This is a genomic window from Intestinimonas butyriciproducens (assembly GCF_016901775.1).
Classification (GTDB): Bacteria; Bacillota; Clostridia; order Oscillospirales; family Butyricicoccaceae; genus Pseudobutyricicoccus.
In genome coordinates, this window is record NZ_JACJKW010000007.1 from 105,761 (window position 1) to 126,415 (window position 20,655).

21 protein-coding genes and 1 tRNA gene are annotated in these 20,655 nt (G+C 56.2%); 6 read left to right on the top strand and 16 right to left on the bottom strand.

Annotated elements, in window-relative coordinates; genetic code table 11:
- Positions 1–365: 365 nt before the first annotated feature.
- Positions 366–1,478, top strand: coding sequence for a putative glycoside hydrolase (locus H6A25_RS05320; protein ID WP_204750944.1), 1,113 nt, complete (start codon positions 366–368; stop codon positions 1,476–1,478).
- Positions 1,479–1,625: 147 nt separating this feature from the next.
- The gene (locus tag H6A25_RS05325; RefSeq protein WP_204750945.1) at positions 1,626–2,180 is read left to right on the top strand and encodes a 4'-phosphopantetheinyl transferase family protein; all 555 of its coding nucleotides are present in this window, start codon (positions 1,626–1,628) and stop codon (positions 2,178–2,180) included.
- Positions 2,181–2,182: 2 nt separating this feature from the next.
- Here the strand turns inward: H6A25_RS05325 and H6A25_RS05330 are convergent, their stop codons facing one another.
- From H6A25_RS05330 to H6A25_RS05365, 8 genes are all read right to left on the bottom strand, one after another.
- Positions 2,183–2,692: a GNAT family N-acetyltransferase gene (locus H6A25_RS05330; RefSeq protein ID WP_204750946.1), complete on the bottom strand. Its 510-nt coding sequence runs from the start codon at positions 2,690–2,692 to the stop codon at positions 2,183–2,185.
- Positions 2,693–2,746: 54 nt separating this feature from the next.
- Positions 2,747–3,502 carry a hypothetical protein gene (locus tag H6A25_RS05335; protein WP_243423247.1) on the bottom strand — a complete coding sequence of 252 codons (756 nt, stop codon included), beginning with the start codon at positions 3,500–3,502 and terminating at the stop codon, positions 2,747–2,749.
- 262 nt (positions 3,503–3,764) lie between these two features.
- A complete protein-coding gene (locus H6A25_RS05340) occupies positions 3,765–4,442 on the bottom strand; it encodes a PspA/IM30 family protein (protein ID WP_204750947.1) in 678 nt (225 codons plus the stop codon).
- Between the two features lie 184 nt (positions 4,443–4,626).
- Positions 4,627–4,702 (bottom strand) — tRNA-Gly (locus H6A25_RS05345).
- Between the two features lie 88 nt (positions 4,703–4,790).
- The gene (locus tag H6A25_RS05350) at positions 4,791–5,906 is read right to left on the bottom strand and encodes a hypothetical protein (protein ID WP_204750948.1); all 1,116 of its coding nucleotides are present in this window, start codon (positions 5,904–5,906) and stop codon (positions 4,791–4,793) included.
- Entirely contained in the window at positions 5,903–6,517 is a 615-nt protein-coding gene (locus H6A25_RS05355; RefSeq protein ID WP_345941584.1) for a lactate utilization protein, read from the bottom strand. The genes H6A25_RS05350 and H6A25_RS05355 overlap by 4 nt, the downstream gene beginning before the upstream one ends.
- A gap of 3 nt (positions 6,518–6,520) precedes the next feature.
- Positions 6,521–7,396 (bottom strand): YitT family protein, encoded by an 876-nt coding sequence (locus H6A25_RS05360; protein ID WP_204750949.1) that lies wholly within the window; start codon positions 7,394–7,396, stop codon positions 6,521–6,523.
- Between the two features lie 173 nt (positions 7,397–7,569).
- The gene (locus H6A25_RS05365; protein ID WP_204750950.1) at positions 7,570–8,007 is read right to left on the bottom strand and encodes a GNAT family N-acetyltransferase; all 438 of its coding nucleotides are present in this window, start codon (positions 8,005–8,007) and stop codon (positions 7,570–7,572) included.
- Between the two features lie 203 nt (positions 8,008–8,210).
- Between H6A25_RS05365 and H6A25_RS05370 the strand changes: the two genes are divergently transcribed.
- The 4 genes from H6A25_RS05370 to trmB all read left to right on the top strand — a co-directional run bounded on the left by H6A25_RS05370 (position 8,211) and on the right by trmB (position 9,962).
- Complete coding sequence (locus H6A25_RS05370) at positions 8,211–8,444, top strand: helix-turn-helix transcriptional regulator (RefSeq protein WP_204750951.1); 234 nt, start codon at positions 8,211–8,213, stop codon at positions 8,442–8,444.
- A complete protein-coding gene (locus tag H6A25_RS05375; RefSeq protein WP_204750952.1) occupies positions 8,428–8,847 on the top strand; it encodes a hypothetical protein in 420 nt (139 codons plus the stop codon). The genes H6A25_RS05370 and H6A25_RS05375 overlap by 17 nt, the downstream gene beginning before the upstream one ends.
- A gap of 17 nt (positions 8,848–8,864) precedes the next feature.
- Entirely contained in the window at positions 8,865–9,161 is a 297-nt protein-coding gene (locus H6A25_RS05380) for a DUF6442 family protein (RefSeq protein ID WP_204750953.1), read from the top strand.
- A 108-nt stretch (positions 9,162–9,269) separates the two neighbouring features.
- Entirely contained in the window at positions 9,270–9,962 is a 693-nt protein-coding gene (gene trmB, locus H6A25_RS05385; protein WP_204750954.1) for a tRNA (guanosine(46)-N7)-methyltransferase TrmB, read from the top strand.
- Positions 9,963–10,023: 61 nt separating this feature from the next.
- Here the strand turns inward: trmB and H6A25_RS05390 are convergent, their stop codons facing one another.
- The 8 genes from H6A25_RS05390 to H6A25_RS05425 form a co-directional block, all read right to left on the bottom strand.
- The gene (locus H6A25_RS05390) at positions 10,024–11,190 is read right to left on the bottom strand and encodes a M20 family metallopeptidase (protein ID WP_204750955.1); all 1,167 of its coding nucleotides are present in this window, start codon (positions 11,188–11,190) and stop codon (positions 10,024–10,026) included.
- Between the two features lie 22 nt (positions 11,191–11,212).
- Entirely contained in the window at positions 11,213–12,613 is a 1,401-nt protein-coding gene (locus tag H6A25_RS05395; RefSeq protein ID WP_204750956.1) for an MATE family efflux transporter, read from the bottom strand.
- 286 nt (positions 12,614–12,899) lie between these two features.
- Positions 12,900–13,706 carry an alkaline phosphatase family protein gene (locus H6A25_RS05400; RefSeq protein ID WP_204750957.1) on the bottom strand — a complete coding sequence of 269 codons (807 nt, stop codon included), beginning with the start codon at positions 13,704–13,706 and terminating at the stop codon, positions 12,900–12,902.
- Positions 13,707–13,760: 54 nt separating this feature from the next.
- The gene (locus H6A25_RS05405; protein WP_204750958.1) at positions 13,761–15,098 is read right to left on the bottom strand and encodes a S41 family peptidase; all 1,338 of its coding nucleotides are present in this window, start codon (positions 15,096–15,098) and stop codon (positions 13,761–13,763) included.
- 72 nt (positions 15,099–15,170) lie between these two features.
- On the bottom strand, positions 15,171–16,607 hold the full coding sequence (gene purB, locus H6A25_RS05410; protein WP_204750959.1) for an adenylosuccinate lyase: 1,437 nt from the start codon (positions 16,605–16,607) through the stop codon (positions 15,171–15,173).
- Positions 16,608–16,687: 80 nt separating this feature from the next.
- Positions 16,688–17,611, bottom strand: coding sequence for a SufB/SufD family protein (locus tag H6A25_RS05415; protein ID WP_204750960.1), 924 nt, complete (start codon positions 17,609–17,611; stop codon positions 16,688–16,690).
- Complete coding sequence (locus H6A25_RS05420) at positions 17,611–18,330, bottom strand: ABC transporter ATP-binding protein (protein ID WP_204750961.1); 720 nt, start codon at positions 18,328–18,330, stop codon at positions 17,611–17,613. Before H6A25_RS05420 ends, H6A25_RS05415 begins: the two co-directional genes overlap by 1 nt.
- 114 nt (positions 18,331–18,444) lie before the next feature.
- On the bottom strand, positions 18,445–20,655 hold a 2,211-nt coding region (locus H6A25_RS05425; RefSeq protein WP_243423249.1), incomplete at its 5' end, for a heavy metal translocating P-type ATPase.

Consider the following 20,655-nt stretch of genomic DNA (forward strand, 5'->3'; position numbering starts at 1 on the left):
TGTGAAACACAAAAAGAAGGCCTTCGGGCCTTCTTTTTGTGTACCGAAAAAGTGGCTCAGGCCACTTTTTCCAGTTTTTGCAAGGGGCTGCGCGCAGCCAATTGGCCACACTTGCCCCTTGAAAAGTGCAAAAATCCACGCACAGGTCGCGGCTTTTTGCAGATTGATAAAATACTTCCTTCGAACTAAATCAGTTTTTGGATCGTCTGATGCGGGATTCGGGCCTTCTTTTTTTGAATTTTGCTTTTTGTCCTGGCGATTTTTCACTGTTCCACTAAAATTCACCATTTTCCGGTTGAAACCGGCGTCCATTTCATATAGTATATAAGAAATGACTTTTTCGGAAAACAAAGGAGGCGGGAGCTGTGGCACGCAAGGGCATCAACTCCACTCATTCGGTTTATCATGGCCGGGGCCGGAAAAAAGGCCGCCGGCTTCTCATCCTGCTGCTGGTGCTGCTGATCACGGCGGCCGTTCTGGCTGGCGGATATCTCTATCTCCAGGAGCACATCGTCTATACGGCCGATGGTTTCTATTTTGACTTTCCCTTCCTGTCGGGGAAAGAGCCCACCACACCGGAGGATGTACCCCTGGTAGTGGACGACGGCTCGGAAAAAGAGGAAGAAGAAACGAAGGAGCCCGCAGACACAGACGAAGAGGAAACACCCCCGGAATCCGTTCCTGCCGTTACGGCCATGGAAGGGGATCTGTCCCGCATTGGTGACGCAAACTACCGCAGCCAACTGATTGCCCAGGCCCAAAACGCCGGCTGCGGCGCTTTGGTATTTACGGTGAAGGAAGAAGGCGGCCGGGTGGGAATCCCCACCGATTCGACTATCGCCCAGCAGGCCGGTTCGGCGCAGCCCTATGACGGAGTCGCCGAGGGACTGGCCGCTTTGAAAGAGGCCGGTTTCTCCCTGACCGCCCGGCTGTCTGTGTGCCGGGACAACATCGTCCCCCGCGCCCTGCGGGACAATGCTTTGCGCACCCAGAGCGGCGCTGTATGGATGGACTATGACAACATCACTTGGCTGGCGCCCTCCGGCCCCCAGACCGGGGAATACATCGGTCAGCTGCTCACCTCCTGCCAGAGCCTGGGCTTTGATGGGGTGATCCTCAGCGACCTGGGGTATCCGCCCCGGGGCAAAACCGATCTCATTGTCACCGACCGGGATGCCGACAAACAGGCCCTTACCACCCAGCTGCTCCAGCAGCTTCAGCAGGCCGCAGGGGAAATGACCGTGACGGTGGAGCTGAGCGACACTGCCGCCCAAAGCCTGACCGACGCCATGACCGGCCAGAATCCCATGGAGCTGCGGGCATACTGTGACGCCCTGCTGGTCAACGCCGGGAGCGAAACCGATGCCTTTGTACAAAACCTGATCGCCCAGGTGGAGAACGGCTCCAACTGCCGCATTGCCCTGGCTCTGCCGGAAGGCAGCGCTCTGCCCCAGGGCCGTTCCTGCTATCTGGGATAGGGGCGAATTTCAAAAACAACAGCCCCCAAGGCAATGCCTTGGGGGCTGTGCGTATCTTTTTTGCCTGGAAAGACTACACAGATTCCGGAAAAAATGTCTCACTCTGCACATTTTCCACAGACGGACCGTTTTGAAAGGTGATATGCCATGAAAGTACTTTTGGTCACTGCTTCTCTTTCCGCCGCCACTTCCCATACTCTGCTCCGTAAAGGCGCCGGTGTCTATCTGGGAAAAGAGCCGGTTACAGAGCCGCTGGCTTTCGGAGAATGGGGAAAGCCCTATTTTCCTGCTTTTCCTCAGCTCCATTTTTCCATCACCCACAGCGGCGACACCTGGATGTGCGCCTTTGGAGACAAGCCCTTGGGCCTGGATTATCAGATTGCCCGTCCCTGCCGCAAAGAGGCCCTTTCCCGGCGTTTTTTTCACCCCTTGGAGCAGGAATACCTGAAAGCCCATCCCGATGCCTTCTTCCCCCTATGGAGCGCCAAAGAAAGCTATATCAAGTACACCGGCCGGGGATTGTCCCAGGGCCTGCCCACCTTTTCTCTGGTGGATGAAAGGGGAGCTTTCCCCCGCTTTCCCGGCCTGCACCTTTCCCTTCTCCCGGCGCCGCTGGGCCACGGCTTTTGCCTGTGTACCCCCAGGATGGTATCCCAGCTGACCCGCCTGATTCTACCGCAAGCCGCTGGCGCAAAAAACTAAGGTCAGTTCTGCCCTTTCAGTTTTCCATAGAGCCAAAGGTCATGGGGTCTTCCCTCTTTCCAGGCTCCCATTTTTACCACGCCTTCCCGCCTGAAACCGTTCTTTTCCAGCACACGGCAGGAGGGGATATTTTCTTCCATCACCCGGGCGCTAAGCCGCAGCACATCCAGCCCCTCAAACACCAGCGGGCAGAACAGCGCCACCGCCTGGCTCATGATTCCCCGTCCCCACTGCTCTTTGTCCAGCACATAGCCCAGCACGGCATCTTTCCGGTAGATATCCTCCTGGCCCTCGGCGGAGATATTCCCTACCACACGCCCATCCACCAGAATCTTGCGGAACAGTCCGGTCTTTCCTTCCTGCCGGGATACCATCTCCAGCCACCACCGGGCGTTTTCCAGGGTATAGGGCTTGGGCAGCCGGTCGCTGAGATACTGCCGGTCGGCTCTGTCCATCAGAAAGGCAAGCGCCCCTTCGTCCTCTATGCTCCACTTCTCCAATCGGATCTCCATGTCCTTCCCTCCCGTAAAGCCTAAGGCCCGGCATCTGCCGGGCCCTATGCTTGCTTATTTGTATTTGTTTTCCAGATCCTTCAGCTCCTTGTCCTCAAAGGTGCTGAGATCGGTCTCCAGGATCTTTTTGGTCTGTTCGGCCTCCCGGTTCTTTTGCTGCTTGGCCTTTTTCCACCAGCTATACAGCAGGGCCACCAGCAGAACCACGCCCAGAATGATGGCAGGCATCATCCAGGCCGGACGGGTCACCGACATGATCCGGTCCCCCGCCTTCTGGAAAGCCTGGGCAAACATCTCATCCTCATCCAGATCGGAATAGTAGTAATAATCCACATAATCCATCAGGATGTCCATGGCCTCGCTGTCCAGCACGGTTTTGGCCTGCTTGCCGCACACATACCACATATTGTAATTCCCGGAGGAATTGTACTCCTGGAACAAAAGCAGCATATGTCCTTCATCGGTGAACAGCTGATCATAAAGGGCCTGACAGGCCGTTTCCATATCCGACGAGGTGGGAGAAGTGGTGCCATTGACCGTGTCGGTGATGTACAGATAGGGCTGCACGCCGGTTTCCTGGTAAAAATCTTTCATGCCTTTTTCCAGGGTACTACCGCTGCGGATCCATCCCAGTTCATCGGTATAATAACCGGTTTCGTTCACATAGGCCTTGTCCAGAGGCTCCCGCTTGACGGTGGAACGGGTAATATCCTCACTTCCCGAGGGGAGGAAGGAACCGCCGTGAAGCACATTCCCCACGCCGGAGAAAAGGACGAAAAGCACCAGCACCAACAGAACGGGCCACAGCAAGGCGCCTCCCAGACAGCCGCAGCCTCCGGGGGAGGGCCTGGGGCCAGGTGCCGAGCGGCGCGGGCCCCAACTGCTCCGATAAGTGGGGCGCCAAGTGCCCATAGACGGCCGGGAAGGCCCCCGGGAAAAACCGCCGCCGAACAAACCGCCGGACCGGCCGCCGCGGCCGCCAAAGGAGCCGCCCCCCATCCGTCCGCCAGAGGAACGGCCTCCTCCGCCGCTTTGGCGGCCACCGCCGCCCCCTCTTCCGCCGCGGCCCATCTTACAGCCCCAGCTCGGCCTTGAGTTTGGCCAGCTCGTCTTCCACCGCAGCGCTGCCGCCGGAAGAATACTTCTCCTCCAAAGCAGCCGCCGGATCGACGGGACGCTGGTTCAGCTCCGCCATAGCGTTGGCCTGATCCAGCATGGCCTGGGCCTTTTCCTCCATGCGGGCAAAGCCCTGGATGGCGCCGCCTGCGCCGTCAAAGGCCTCCTGGGCCCGGTTGACCTTCTCCTGGGTGCGGGCCACTGCCATGGTAGCCTTCACATTCTGGCGGCGGGCCTTCAGGGTGTTGATATCCTCTGTCAGTTTGTCATGCATCTGACGCATTTTCTCTGCGTTCTGCCGGGCCGCCTGATAGGTCTTTTCCAAAGCAACTCCTGCCTGCTCCAGCTCCTGCTTCTTTTGCAGAAAGACACGGGCATCCCCTTCGTTTCCGGCAGTCAGGGCTTTTTTGGCCAGATCGGTGTATTTCTCCACATCTTTCCGGTTTTCTTCCCACAGACGCTGGCAGCGGTTTTCCTCTGCCATGACGGCAGCGGTCTCCTGCTTCACTTCGGCCAGATCTTCCATGGCCCGGCGCAGATATTCATCGATCATCTTTTCCGGATCTTCCGCTTTGTCCAAAAGCGCATTGATATTGGCCGAAATGATATCGGCAAAGCGAGACAAAATTCCCATGCTTCGTGTTCTCCTTTCCTTGTGAAAAAAGGTGTATCCTGTGGCTTCTGTTATGAAATCAGTATGCCATACCCCACTCCAAAAGTCAATTCACACCCACCAAAGCCAGGGTACCTTGGGAAATCAAACCCAATCCTGCACCTGAAAAAAATAAAAAAGACACGGTCAAAAACCGTGTCTTTTATGGAGCGGATGACGAGGCTCGAACTCGCTACCTCCACCTTGGCAAGGTGGCGCTCTACCAGATGAGCTACATCCGCAAGTGCCTTATTATAATAGCAAACCCCAAGGGGTTTGTCAAGGGTTTTTCCCCGGCAGAAAAAATATTTTCTGCCGGGGAATGTTTTTTCACGAAAGATCGGCATAGACCTGTTCATTCCAGGTGTAGCCATTCTGTTTACATTCTTCGGTGCTCATCAGGCCATGGTCGCCGGTGGGATCATAATGATACCATACCCCTTCGCTCTGCACCAGCAGCCACACATAACTGATGCCGCCGTTCTGCCCGGCGATCAGAGTGGAAGGCACTCCCAGCTCGTCCAGCAGCAGCTTGGCTCCATGGGCCAGCCCCGATTGGGCCGCCGTTCTTTCCACCAAAGCCCCATAAGCCGTATAGGTGGAAGTGCGGCTTTGCCGTCCTCCGGTCTCGGTCACCACCCGCATGGCCTTGTCGTCATACCGCACATGGTCGCTCAGGTACTGCTTGACGAAATCCAGGCGTTCGTAATCACTTTTTCCGTCAAATTCTGCACAGATCTCCCGGGCCCGCTCCTGGGCCTGCTGCCCCTGCTCCATCAAAGTCTCCCGGCTGTCGGTCCACTCCAGCTGCACCTCCACGATCCGCTTGGAACCTGTGGAAGGATATGTAGCAAGGCTGACGCTTTTCAGGCCGTAAGCGGTGTCGGCCGCACCATAAAAACACCGCAGAACCCGGTCATACAGATCCTCATCCTCATCCTCCAGGGCGCTCACCGAAAAATATGCCTCGGTGCCGAAACCGGAAAGCAGCTCGGTGAGCCGCCGTTCAAAATCCTGTTGGCTGGGCGCTTCCCGCACAGCGGCGATCTCCTCCGGCGTGCGCTTATACTGGATGGTAATGCTCAGTTCCTCATAAGTGAGCATTTTGGTCTGGTCAAAAACAATAGAGGACACGGCAAAACAACCCAGAGGATTTTCTGTGGTGATCTCCTGGGTGATACGGCTCAGGTCTTCCTCCAACGAGCCTTCGTAATTGCCCACAGGCAGAGTACTCAGCTCCTGGCCCGCGCCGATCATGCTCAGAACCGCGCTTTGCAGGGCGTAGTAATTGCTCACCCCGCTGCTGAAACTGAAACGGGATTCGCTTTCCGCCAAAGAGGTATGGGCGGTTTCCTTATAATACTCCCCGCTGGCGGCGCTGCATCCGGCACACAAAACCGCCAGTATGCCGGCTCCTGCCAGAGCCAGGGCTCTTTTGCCGCTCAATAACCCAGTTCCTCCTGAATGATCCACAATTCCACCTCCACAGCTCCCGGACGGTGCAGCGTGATGTCCATCACATTGCAGATGCGCTGGGGGCTTTGGCAGTTGTGGCACACCCCGTCCTTCACGCAGGGAGTCTCCAGCCCCAGGCGTCTGGCATTCCGGGGCGCCGCCACATTCCGGGCCCGGTTGATGGCCGAAGGCAGATCGGGGCACAGTTTGTTGACACCGCAGATGTAATAGACCTTCTCCGGTCCATAAGTCGCCATGGTCACCCGGTTGCCGGTGCCATCGATGTTGACAATCTCTCCGGTGCGGCTGAGGGCGTTGGCCGAAGTAAAAAAGACTTCACATTCCTTTTCCCTCTCCCGCCGGTTCTCTGCGGGAGTGACCCAATGCCAGAAGACCGGGTTATGCTGTTCCAGGGCTTCATAAAACCCCAGCTGCTGCAAAGTCACCGAGCCGCCAAAGGCCACCTTTTTCCCCCGAACGGCCTGGACGATGGCCTGCCTGGCCTGCTCCCCGGTTTCAAAGTACCGGGCTTTGATGCCGTGGCTCTCAAAATTCTTCAGCGTTTTTTCCATGGAAGCATCCATGTCCTCCACTCCCTTCACAAATCAAAATTCCTCGGCGAAATGGTCTTTGAAGCCCTCGCCGTAAATATCGCTGGCGGAAGAGACGATCAGAAAAGCCTGGGGATCTTCCTCCTTGACGATCTCCTTCACTTTGGGAAACAGCTGCTTTTTGGCAGCGCAGAGGATCACCCGTTTTTTCTTTTCGGTATAAGCTCCCTGGCCATAAACATAGGTGACGCCGATCTCCAGTTCATCCATGATCCGCCGGGCGATGCGCTCCTCTTTTTCCGATACCACATAAACCATTTTGGCCGTATCGCTGCCATAGAGCACCACATCAAACACAATGGCGAACACCATAATGGACAGGAGGGCATACAGGCCGGTGTTCACATTGTGAAACACCGCCATGGAACAAATGACCACCACCAGGTCGGTGCAGAAAAACAGCTTGCCCGTTTCGATATGTTTATACCGCAGTTTGAGCAGACGCACCAGAATATCGGTGCCGCCCGTTGTGGCTCCGGCCCGAAAGACCAGAGCGATGCCCACAGCCAGCACCACAGCCCCGAAAAAGGCGCCCAACAGCAGATCTTCGGTGAGCGGGCCATAGGGAGTAAGCAGATTGACCACAAAAGAGGAAAAGAAAGTGACATAAATGGTGGACAGCAAAAACCGCAGCCCCAGTTTCCACACCCCGGCCAGCAGCAAGGGGATGTTGATGCACAGCATCAGCGTGCCGGTGGGAAGGCCGGTAAGGCGGTTGAGAATGACACTGATTCCCACCACGCCGCCGGGAGCCAGCTCATTGGGGTCCAAAAACAAGGCCACAGCCGCAGCATAAATCACCGATCCGATGGTGAACAGGATATACTGCCACAACAGTTTTTTCCACTCAACTCCAGTTTTCTTCTCCACTGGGACCACCTTCCCTTCCTGCTGATTCCTTCTGTTTCTATGATACCCGTCCTTTTGTGGTTTTGTCAAGGGAATGTCCCCGCTTTTCCCTGTTTTCCGCCGTAATTCCCCTGTTTTCCTCATTATATCCCTTTTTCGTTCTTTTTCTTTTGATTCCGTCTGTTTTCTTTTATTTACTCCAGAATCAGTTCCATCTGGATTTCTCCATCCAGGGTGTTGCCTGTTTCCCCAAATCCCAGGCTGTGATACAGGGCCCGGGCCTTCTCATTCCCCGGCACATAGTAAAGCTGCGCCCGGCAAAACAGCGCCGCCCGGCGTATCTTTTCCAGGGCCAGCTCCATGGCCGCCCGGCCATAGCCCTTCCCCTGGTGCCGGTAATCGATCATAAACCGCCAGATCTCCGCCGTCTTTTCCTCCGGTCGCCAATCGAACATCATGAAACCCACCGGCTCCTCTCCTTCGTACAGGGTATAGGGGCGGGCGGTCTTCCTGAACACCCAGGCCTGGGCCAAAGACCGGACATTCTGAGCCACAAACTCCTCTTGTCCTTTCCCTGTGGAAAGGTCCAGAATCTGCTGATAGTTCTGCTCGGTAATGGCTCTCAGTTCCATAATATCCCTCCATAATTTACAATATTTTACTGATCTTATTATACCATACCGCCCCTCTTTCTGACAACCCCGTAGGAGCATTGCTGCATCGTCGCAGCCAAAAGCATGAAGTTTCCTTCACTTTTTCTTGACAGCCCGATTCTTTCCTGCTAACATGAAGTTAACTTCATGAGAAGTTTGCTTCATGTTGTTGGGAGGAACCCATGAAAACAAAAGTAAAAGAATTGCGTACAGCGGCCAGGATGACGCAGCAGCAGCTGGCCGATCTGGTTCATGTTTCATCAAGAACGATCATTTCCATTGAAAAAGAGCAATACAGCCCTTCTCTCATGCTGGCCTACCGGATTGCACAGGTGTTTGATGTCACGGTGGAGGAGCTGTGCTGCCTGCAAGAGAATAAGGAACAGGAGGATCGGGAATATGAAAATTTACCATAAAAAGAATTTTGTAGAGGGCCTGTTCATGCTGGTGCTGGGCCTACTGAACTTGTCCACAGGCATCAGCCAAAGCAGCATAACCGTCAAGGATGGTATTGTGTGCGCTGCGCTCTTCTTGTTTGGCGGGACTCTGCTCCTGCGAAGCCTATCCCCAAGTGCCAGCCGCCAGGATAAAATCGAGGCCATGGACGAACGAAATCAACTGATCAGACTGAAATCGGAAAGCCGGGCATTTGTCATTAGCCGATCGGTTCTCTTTGTGCTGATACTGGGCTGTGTGGCCGCCTATATCGCCACAAAAAACCTGGGCATCATCGGCATTATGGTAGGCCTTTCCCTGGCCTGGGGGCTTTCCTTCCTCACTGAGATTTTCACATACATTTATTATGAATCCAAGAATTGAAAAGGGAGAAACAGACCATGAATCCATCACCCAAACGCTATCCCTTAAAGGACGAACGGGACCAACAAATCGATGTACAGGCCAAAAGCCATGCACTGGAATATGTCATTGCAGCCACACAAATTTTAACGGTTCTGTGCCTGATCAAAGGCAATCCTGCATGGAGAGGAAGTCTGTCTCTGCTGTTCTTCGGCATCGCCTTTATGCTGTTCTATAAGTATCAGCAGTACACCGCAAAGCCGTACCGACAAGTTGGCATTGTTTTTCTCGCCATCGGGGTTGCACTCCTGGTTTGGTTTGCCGTGGCCGGATAAATCCAGCCCGACCCCGGGAAATTTCCTGGGGAATGGTTGCGAATGAAAGAACTTTTGAGTATAATAGATGAACTGACAAAAAATACGGAAAGAGACAGGTGAAACGCCATGCGAATGCGCCGCAAAAAGAATCTGGAGCCCCGCACGGCCCGATGCGAAAAGGTACACATCACAGAGCCCCAGGCTCTCAAGGGAAAATGGGAAGAACGGTTTGGCCGCAAAGGCCCCCTTTGGCTGGAAATCGGCTGCGGCAAAGGCCGGTTTGTGCTGCAAATGGCCCAGCATTTTCCCCAGGTGAATTTTGTGGCAGTGGAGCGGGATCCCAGTGCCTTGGTCATCGCCATGGAGGGAGCTATGGAACTGGGGCTCGGCAATGTGCTCTTTCTCAACCAGGACGCCATTGCTCTGGCCGATGTCTTTGACAAAGACGAGGTGGAGCGGCTGTTTCTGAATTTTTCCGATCCCTGGCCCCCCAACAACCGGGCCAAACGACGGCTGACCCATCCCAATTTTCTCCGGGTCTATGCTCAGTTCCTCTGCCCCGGCGGCAGTATCCACATGAAAACCGACAACCAGAAGCTGTTTGAGTTCTCCCTCAATCAGTTTGCCGATTTCGGTCTGAAGCTGAGCCAGATCACCTTTGATCTGCACAAACTGCCTTTGTTCAATGTGATGACCGAATACGAAGAGCGGTTTTCCTCCCAGGGGCTTCCCATCTATCGGTGCGTGGCCACCTTCCCTGGCCCCGCTCTCCCCAACCCTGCTCCCCTTTCTCTGAAAGACGCAGAAACCGAAGAATAATGTAACAAAAACGCCCGGATGCTTTCATCCGGGCGTTTTTTCTCTATGATCTGAACGGTTTTTAAAACTCCTTCTGGTGGAGCACCACGGCGCAGATCAGCCTGGCCCGCTGCGTGAGAGAGGGCACAAAGGCGTATTCCCGCTTGGTGTGGTTCCATTCTCCCTGCACGCCGAAGGAGCAGATCACCGGCGTGCCTGCCAGAGAGATATAGGCGGCATCGGAAAATCCGCCCAGCACCTTCCGGCCGGGCACCGGGAAACCTTCCTGCTCTGCCACCCGGCAGACATAGGCATAGAACTTTTCCACCTTCTCATCGGTTTCATAGATGGGAGCGTCCTTTTCAAAAACCACATGGCCCCGGGTGCCCTCCACCTCACAGTGTTCCACAATCTGAGGAATGGCTGCTTTGACCCGCTGCCGTCCCACTTCCTGCAAGACCCGGATATCCACATCCATCTGGCAGCTTCCTGCCACAGCATTGGGCACGGTCCCCCCCTGGATGACTCCCACATTCACTGTGGTTCCCTCATCCAGATCGGTGAGGGCCTGGATGGCCAGCACTTTGTGGGCCGCCTCTTCGATGGCGCTGCGGCCCGACTCAAAGTCGTTGCCCGCATGGGATTCCACCCCTTCCACCGTCACACGGCAGCCCAGATGGCCCTTGCGGCCCACGCACAGACAGCCGTCCATCAGGCCGGTCTCCATGTTGAAGGCGAAAAGGCAATCCTTTCCTTCCTGCAAAAAGACTTCGGCCCCGGTAGAGCCCTGGTGCCCCTTCTCCTCGTTGCCGGAAAAGATGATTTTGATGGGGCTCTCTTTGTAGCCCAGGTGTTTCAGAGCCTTGATGGCATAGAGAGAAATTACTGCGCCACCCTTCATGTCCAAAGCACCTGGCCCGAAGGCCTTATCTCCTTCGATGCGGAAGGGATTTTCTCCCCAGCTTCCTTTGGGGAACACGGTGTCCAGATGGCCGGAGAACAAAATGGGTTTCCCCCCGTTTTCCTCTCCCCAGATCCCCACCAGGGTACCGGCCCAACCGCCGCCCACATCCTCTATGCGGCAGGAAAAGCCTTCTTTTTCAAATTCCTCTTTGAGGCGCCGGAGCACTTTTTCCACATTCTCCGGCTCGCCCACATAACTCTCCATGTTGACAAGCTCTTTCCAAAGCTCCAGCATAGCCGGACGGTGGTCTTCCAAAAACGCGCCGATCTGTTCCATCTGTGTCATTTGTTGTTCCCCTTTCGCTATTTTATATTTCTTTCTGCGGCTTTTTCTCCGGGGAAAATCCCATTTTGGCAATCCTCCGGCGCATCCATCCTCCCTGGAAATAGTAAATCAAAAAGAGGACAGAGGTGAGGACCCAGCTCACCGGGTAACTGAGCACCAGGTTATGGAAGGTGTGATTCAAAGGCAGCACGGCATGGATCCAGACCACCCGAAGCACACAGACACCGCTGGTGGTGATGAGCATGGGAATGAGGGAATCCCCGGTTCCCCGGATGGCGCCGGAAAAGATTTCGATGCACACAAAAGTGATATACCAAGGGGCCAGAAACCGCATGATATCCACCCCTTCGGCCAGAACGGCCTGATCGGTGCTGAACAGACCGATGAGAGGGGATGCGGCAAAATAAAACAGGACGCTGAACAAAATGGTAGTCAAGGCGGCCATGCCCATACACACCCAGATGCTTTTGCGCACCCGCTGGTATTGCTGAGCGCCGAAATTCTGGCCCACAAAGGTGGTGATGGATACGCCATAGGCGCCCAGCACCATCCAGAAGAAGCTGTCCACCTTGCCTTGCGCCGTCCAGGCGGCAATGGTGTTGGTGCCGAAGGAGTTGACGCTGGCCTGGATGAGGATGTTGGAAATGGAGTACATATCCGACTGAATACCGGCAGGCAAACCGATTTTCACAATATCCCGCAGCAGCCGGGGCGTGAAGCGCACCTGTTTCAGATCCAGTTCATACACCGCCCCTTCCTTCCGCAGGGCCGCAAGGATCAAAGCAGCAGCCACCACCTGGGAAGTAACGGTGGCGATGCCCACACCGGCCACAGCCCATCTCAGAACCACTACAAACAAAAGGTCCAGCACGATGTTGGTCAGACAGGCGATGATGAGGAAGTACAGGGGGCGGCGGGTATCGCCCATGGCCCGGAGGATACCCGAGCCGATGTTATACACAAAGCTGGGGATGGTACCCACAAAATAGATCCGCAGATAGAGCTGGGCATAATCCATAATATCCACAGGGGTACCCATGGCGCTGAGGGCCCAGTGGGAAAGCCCCAGCCCCAGCAGCATAATGGCAGCTCCCACCCACAGAGCCAAAGCCATGGAGGTGTGCACCGCTTTTTTCACATCGTCAAAGCGGCGTGCGCCATAGGCCTGGGCAATGACCACCGTGGCGCCGGAAGAGATGCCCACAAACAGATTGACGAAGAAATTGATGAGCACGCTGGTGGTGCCGCCCACAGCGGCCAGGGCCTCTTTGCCCACAAACTTGCCCACGATCATGGCGTCGGCGGTGTTATAGAGCTGCTGAAAAAAGGTACCTAGCAAAATGGGGAAAAAGAAGGCCAAAAGCTGCTTCCAGATCACGCCGTCGATGATAGGATTTCCCGTTTTTTCCATGGTCTGTTTCATATTGGTTCCTCCTTTTCCCGGGGCGGATTTTTTCCTCCCCCTCCAGCCCAATATAGCATCCCCTCAGGAGGAAAGTCAAGGCAGGAGAGCCCTTTTGCCCCTTTAAAATTTTATCCCTTCTGCTTTACCCTTCTTTGTCCTGTTTGCACAGAAGGAGGCCGTCAGTTCCCGCCTTCCCTTTATCCTCTTTGTCCCTTTCCCTATCATTTTTTGCCTTCCCTCTGCAAAGTGCCGAAAAAAGGCCGGAGAGCCTTTTTTTGCAGCTCTCCGGCAGAATACAATCTTCTTATTTTACCGCCCGGCGGACCCCCAGGAAGTGCTGGATGTTCAGGTCTTCCGGAATGTCCAGACCATGGTTGCCGTGGACATCCTCCTGCTGGTGGACGCCATGGTCGGGGCAGAATGCTATGAGACTGGTCTTATTTTTCCAGCTTTCGGCAGCCTTGCGGCACAGCCGCTGGAAAATGCCGATCTGGTTGCTGAGGGCCTGCATGGACAGCAGGGAATCCACCCCGGTGCGGTGCATCACATCGTCATATTCCTGGGTATAGGCCACGATCACATCGTACTGATCCTTGTCGATCAGCTCCAGGGCTTTTTCTTCCACCTCTTTGTCATAGGGCAGATAGAAATAATCGATGGGACGATTGTTGTAGATCATGGCCATGCTGGAGCCTTCCACCGCCACCAGGGCCACCTTTTTTCCTGCCCGGGCCAGGACGTCAAACAGAGAATCGATGGCGATCACCGGTTTTTCATAGGCCTGGATGCCGTGGACTTCCGGCTGGGCGCCGGTATACATGGTGCCGAAGCACACCGGGGTCACCGAGGGCATCACCGCCCGCAGAGGCAGCACCAGCTGGGTCTGTTCCAGCACCGGCTGGAACATCAGACGGTTTTTGTGGAAAAGCCACTGAGCCACGGCGTCGGGATTGTAAATCAGCGCCCGCTGAATGGGGCCGCCGGCCTGTTCCTTGAGCAGCTGCACCGCCCAATCCAAGGGCGGCTCGGCCTTTTCCGGGGCGGGGACATCCAGTACCGCCGCCAGAGTGGAGCAAAGACGGGCCAGAGAAATGCTGTTTTTCGCTTCCATAAAAAGTTCCTCCTTCTGTGATGCTTTATTTCTATATTTCTTTTCATTTATGGGTTATCCCAGTTTTGCAATCTCCTGTAAACACCGCTCCATGGGAGTCTCGTCCGGGCCGATCTCAATATCCGGATGGGTGCCCTCTATATCGTTACAGGTGCCGTCCTCGTTGATAAAATAGAAAGGAGCATACTGTATCAGCATCCCACAGTTGGGCATGGCCGCTGCCATCACCATCGGCTGGGCCATTGTTCCGCCCATTCCCCCTGTCTGAGTCCCCACCAAAGTGCAAAGATCACTTTCTTTTCCAAACCGGGCCAACATTTCCGAAGAAGAAGCCACCCGCCTATCGGTCAAGATCCAGACCCGGCCTTCAAATTCCTGCCCATCCGGATTTTCCACATGGGTATAATCATCTACATCTGTTCGGATCGCCACGCCGTCGCACCCCTCCAGAGACTGCATATCCAGTTTGGGATAATCCATGGTGCTCAAATCAGAAATGGGCCGCAGCTCCACATCGGGATCGTTCTCCGGCCAGCCATCCCACATCTGCACATTCACGCTTCCCAGCTTGTAGGCCGCCACTTCCTCACTGGAAAAGGCCTTTCCGGCCCACAGAGGGTCCAGACCCTCAGACCAGATTCGACTGTTGCCGCCGGGATTTCCCGTGATGTCAATGATAAAATGCTGAGCGTCCAGATTCTCCCGGCAGAAGGTCCGCAGTTTTTCAATCACAACTTGAGAGACTCCCTCTCCATAAAATCCCAGGCTTTTCAACCGAACAATGGCAATCTCACCGTCACGGGACAACTGAATATTGGCGTCCATCACTGCATTGCTCTGTTCCCCCGCTTCATCCTCTTGCAGCCGAGTGGCTTCCTCCATGCTTTCCAGCTGCTTCCGATAGCGTGGAAGGGTCTCTGTCCAGTGGTAAAACGACTGCACTTTTTCTGATTGGAACACTTCTTTTGCCGTTTCGCTTTCCCAATAACCTACATTTGTATATTCATGATAACCCCGTGGGTCGATCACGCAAATATGGGCAAACCTCCCCAATCGGCTGCTCACCATTTCCATGATCTGCACAAATTGCTCTGCATCCCCATCCCCCAAACTGAAAATCATCTGCTGGTATTCCTGCTTGATCTGCTCCAGATTGATCCTTTTCGCCTGCTCAATCAAGTCAAAGGTGGCGCAGTTTTCCTCCAAAGTGGTCCAGAAAAAGTCATAGTCCTCCTGCATCATCTCCCGGGTGTAGGTAGCCGGGTCGAACACTTCCAGCTCCTGCTTCTGCGGCTTCTCCGGCGCGCCCTCCCCTGGAGCCGGGCCGGTTTGCACACAGGCCAGCAGGATCACCGCCGTGGCCAAAGCCAGAGCACACAGCCGCTTCACCATAACTTTTCCTCCTTTTTCCATCACCTGGATAGCAAAAAGGCCCCCGGGTGCGGGGGCTTTTTTGCGTTATTACTATACATTGATCTCGGCTTTACCGGCATGGATATCCGCATGGCGGTCCAGCACCGGCTGAACGCACTCACGCAGGAAGTCCTCGGTCTGCATTTTGGCGCAGCCGATGTATTTTTCCGGCTGGAGAATGCCCTCCAGCTCCTGCTCGGTCACTCCGAAAATGGGGTCCTGGGCAATGCGGTGCAGCAGGTCGTTGCTCTTGCCTTCCAGTTTCACCTGACGGGCGGCATCCATGGAGTGTTCCCGGATGTGCTCGTGCAGCTCCTGCCGGTCGCCGCCCCGGCGGACGGCGTCCATCATGATATTCTCGGTGGCCATGAAGGGCAGCTCTTCCCGCAGATGCTTTTCGATCATCTTGGGATAGACCACCAGCCCTGCGGACACATTCTCATACAGATTGAGCACGGCGTCGCAGCACAGGAAGGCCTCCGCAATGCTCAGGCGCTTGTTGGCGCTGTCGTCCAGGGTGCGCTCAAACCACTGGGTGGCGGCGGTGATGGCCGGGTTGAGAGAGTCGATCATCAGATACCGGGCCAGAGCGGCCATGCGCTCGCAGCGCATGGGGTTGCGCTTATAGGCCATGGCAGAAGAGCCGATCTGGTTCTTCTCAAAGGGCTCTTCCATTTCCTTCATATGCTGCAAAAGCCGCATATCGTTGCTGAACTTGGCGGCGCTCTGGGCGATCAGGGACAGCACGCTGAGCACTTTGAAGTCCACCTTCCGGGTGTAGGTCTGGCCGGACACCGGCACGCAGCTCTCAAAGCCCATTTTTTTGGCGATCAGCCCATCCAGCTGACGCACCTTGCTGTAATCTCCGTCGAAAAGCTCCAGGAAGCTGGCCTGGGTACCGGTGGTGCCTTTGCTGCCCAGCAGCTTCAGCTCGCCCATCAGCTTTTCCACTTCCTCGATGTCCATGAGGATGTCATTTGCCCACAAAGTGGCCCGCTTGCCCACAGTGGTGGGCTGGGCCGGCTGGTAGTGGGTATAAGCCAGCGTGGGCATTCCCTTGTATTCCTCTGCAAAGGCCGAGAGGGAACGGAGCACTTCCAGCAGCTTGGACAGGAGGATTTTCAGTCCCTCCCGCATGATGATCACATCGGTATTGTCTCCCACATAGCAGGATGTGGCTCCCAGGTGAATGATTCCCCGGGCCTTGGGGCAGCACTCCCCATAGGTGTGCACATGGGCCATCACATCGTGGCGGAACTTCTTTTCATACTCCGCCGCCTTGTCAAAATCAATGTCATCGATATGAGCCCGCATTTCTTCCAACTGTCCATCGGTGATGGGCAGTCCCAGCTCCTGCTCGCTTTCGGCCAGGGCGATCCACAGCTTCCGCCAGGTGGAAAACTTGTACTGGGAGGAAAAGAGGTATTTCATCTCCTCGCTGGCATAGCGGGAATTGAGAGGTGTTTCATAAGAGCGATAGTCCTTCATGGGCACAGCCGCCTTTCATCTAAAGAATACTAGAATACTGCTTCCATTTTACACAAAATCCCCCCTTCTGACAAGGGGCGCTATTTCAAAAATCCAGCCACCAGCCGTTCCTCGGCCTCTTCCCTGGTCAGGCCCAGGGTCTGAAGCTTCCACAGCTGTTCTCCGGCGATCTTGCCGATGGCCGCTTCGTGGATGAGGGAGGCATCCTCACACCGGGCCGCCAGCCGGGGAGCGGCGTCCACGGTGCCCTGACCCATGAGCAGCGCATCGCAGGCGGTGTGGCCGGTGCAGGGGGCAAAGCCCCGGATGAGAGAGGAAAAGTCCTGATGGGACTGATCCTTGGCCACCGCCCGGGAGACCAGATCGCAGCCGCTGTTTTCGCCCAGAAGATCCACTTCAAACTGGCTGTCGGCCTGCTGGTCCTTTTCGGTGAGCAAACGCTCCCGCACCAGAAGCCGGGCGTCTTTGCCCACTTTGCCTTTTGTAATACGGCAGGTGCGGTCCACGCCTCCCAGCTGGGTGGTGTCCATTTCCAGAAGGGAGCCTTCTCCCAGTTCAAACCAGGTCTGGGGGTCCAGCACCTTCTTGCCTTCTCCCTGGCCCTCGCCGGCGTGCTTTTCGATGTAATGGACTTTGGCTCCTTCGGCCAGGAAGAAGCGATGGATGCCGCTGTGGCGGCTGCCCTCTTCCCCTTCTACATGAACGCCGCAGCCGGCGTAAATGGTGATATCGGCGTTTTTGCCGATGTGGAAATCGTTATAAACCACTTCCTCCACGCCGCCATGGGTGATGCAGGCGGGAATATACACTGTCTCTCCCTGAGTCCCCTCATCCACCGTGATATCCAGGCCGCTCCCATCGGGTTTGGGGGTAATATGGGTGTGCTGGGTGGAGTGAATGGCGGCACAGCCTCCATCCTCCCGCACGGAATAGGCGGACTTTTCCCACAGTTTTCCTTTGAAATCAGAGACCACTTCCAACAGTTTTTCGGTGATGGCTTTCATCAGTCATTCCCTCCATCCCAGGGGCACTGCCCCGATTTTTCCCCAAAGAGCCGGGGAAGCATCTGTTCCCTTGGCCCGATGTCGACCAGTCTCCCCTGGCAAACAACGCCAATGGTATCGGCCACTTCCATCAGCCGCCGCTGGTGGGAGATGAGCACCAGGGCTCCCGGCCACCGGTCCCGGTCGCCGAACACCTGGATCAGCTTGTCAAAGCTCCACAGATCGATACCGGCTTCCGGCTCGTCAAACACCGCCGCCCGGGGCTTGCGGGCCAGCACGGTGGCGATCTCCACCCGCTTGATCTCCCCGCCGGAAAGGCCATTTCCCACTTCTCTTCCCAGGTAATCCCGGGCGCACAGCCCCACCTGAGACAGAAGATGGCACAGCTCTTCCCGGGAACACTGCTCCCCTGCCGCCATCTGCATCAGCTCTTCCACCGTCACACCCTTGAAGCGCACCGGCTGCTGAAAGGCATAGCCCAGCCCGGCCCGGGCTCTTCCGGTGATGTCCAGGCCGTCAATGCGCTGACCATCCAGCCAGATCTCACCCTCTGCCCCTTCCCGCAGCCCGGCAATCACCCGGGCCAGAGTGGTTTTGCCCCCGCCGTTGGGACCGGTGAGCACCAGCCGCTCTCCTTTCTGCACCTTCAAATTGATATCCCGCAGGATCCATTTGTCTTCTTCTTCCAGTTTCCAGGATACATTCTTCAGTTCCAGCAAGTTTTCATCATTCCTTTTCCCAAACTGCAATCTATACTGATTTTATCATCTTTTCTTCTGCCGTCAAGTGTACATAAGCGCAAACCCCCGGGGAAAATCCCCGGGGGCGCAAAATCAGGCGTGTTCCTTTTTATACAGCAGACGCACAGCGTTGAGCACACAAATCATGGCAACACCGCTGTCGGCAAAGACCGCCGCCCACATATTGGCGTAACCGAAGAGACCCAGCACCATCACCAACGCCTTGATGGCCAGGGCAAAAATCACATTCTGCCAGGCGATGGAATTGGTCTGACGGGCAATGGCCAGAGACTGGGGTACCGCTTCCATGGAGGAGGTCATAAAGACCACATCGGCGGCTTCGATGGCGGCATCGGCGCCGCTGCCCATGGCCGCACCCACATCGGCGCCAGCCAGCACCGGAGCGTCATTGATGCCGTCGCCTACGAACATCACCGCTCCCCGCTCTTTCCGCACCTGCTGGAGTTTATCCAGCTTCTCTTCGGGAAGCAGACGGGCAAAGACCTGATCCACTCCGGTTTTTTCTGCCACGGCCTGGGCGCTTTCCGGCCCGTCGCCAGTGAGCATCACGGTGGCGATGCCCTGGCTCTTGATCTTGCTGATGGCCGAGGGGGATTCTTCTTTCACGGTGTCGGCGATCAGCAGACTGCCCAGCATTTTTCCATCCAGAGCCACCAGCACCTGGGTGCCTTCCTTGTGGGAAGGCAGGTCGGACACCTGCACGCCATGGTTTTCCAGCAACTTCCGGTTGCCACAGAGGGCCAGGCCCTGGGATGTCTGGGCAGAAATACCCTGACCGGCCTGTTCGGTGACCTGCTGGGGCTTTTCCAGAGCAATACCCTTTTCCTTGGCGGCGTCCAGGATGCTGACGCCAATGGGATGGGTGGAGTTCTGTTCGCAGATGGCGGCCACTTCCAGCACCTTCCGGGAATCCACCCCTTCCAGGGAATCGATCTGCTGCAAAACGAAGTTGCCCTTGGTGATGGTACCGGTTTTATCCATCACCACAGCCTTGACATTTTTCATGGCTTCCAGAGAGACACCGCCCTTGAAGAGGATGCCCTTTTTGGAACCGGCGCCGATGCCGGCAAAGAAGGCCAGAGGCACACTGAGCACCAGGGCACAGGGGCAGCTGATGACCAGGAAGGTCAGGGCGGTATAGATCCAGTAGCCCCAGTCGCCGGTGAAGAGGGAGGGCAGAATGGCAGTGGCCAGAGCCAATCCCACCACCACCGGGGTATAGATCCGGGCAAAACGGGTGATGAACCGGTCGATTTTGGGCTTGCTGGCGGCGGCATTTTCCACCGAATCCAGGATACGGGTGACCATGGACTCTTCCAGCGCTTTTTCCGCCCGCATCTCCAGCAGGCCGGAGGTATTGACGCAGCCGGAGGTCACCGGGTTGCCTTCGGTCACCTTCACCGGCACCGGCTCGCCGGTGACCGGTGAGGTATCGATGCGGCTTTCCCCCTTTGTGACAACGCCATCCAGAGGGATCCGGTCGCCGGGACGCACCAGCAGGATATCTCCCACCTGAGCCTGGGAAGCAGGGATGGTTTCGGTTCTGCCTTCGCTCAGCACCCGCTCCACCACTTCGGGGCGCAGGTCCACCGCCTCCATGATCTGGCTGCGGCTCTTTTCCACAGCCCGGTGCTCGAAATATTCGCCAGCCCGGTAGAACAGCATGACACCCACCGCTTCGGGGAAGTTGTCGATACACAACGCGCCCAGGGTGGCAATGCTCATCAGGAAGTTTTCGTCAAACACATGGCCCCGGGTCAGGTTTTTCAAAGCGGTGAGCAGCACTTCGCCGCCCAGTATCACATAGGAAACCAGGAAAATGCCCCGCAGCCACAGGGAGTCTTCCGCCCCGCCCAGCACATGGCCCAGCACTTCGCCGGCCACAAACAGGCAGGCGCCCAGCAGGATAAAGAGAAGATCCCGGCGCTGCTCCTGTTTTTCGTCTTTCTTTTCCTTCTCGGTCTCCCGGCTATCTCCCCAAGGGGTGATGGTGGCCGTGCCCTCCACACTGCGGGCGATCTCCACCATCCGGGACAAAAGGGCATCCGGATCTTTGGCGGTGACCCGCAGCTGCTTTGTGGCAAAGGTCAGTGTGGCCTCTTCCACTTCCTCCAGCTGATTGATCTTCCCTTCGATCTTAGCGGCACAGTTGGCACAGTCCAGACCGTCGATGCGATAGGTCTTCCGCCGCATTCCCTGGGGTACACCCTCCCCCCGGGGGGTAATGGTTGCTGTGCCCTCCACACTGCGGGCGATCTCCAGCATCCGGGGCAAGAGGGCGTC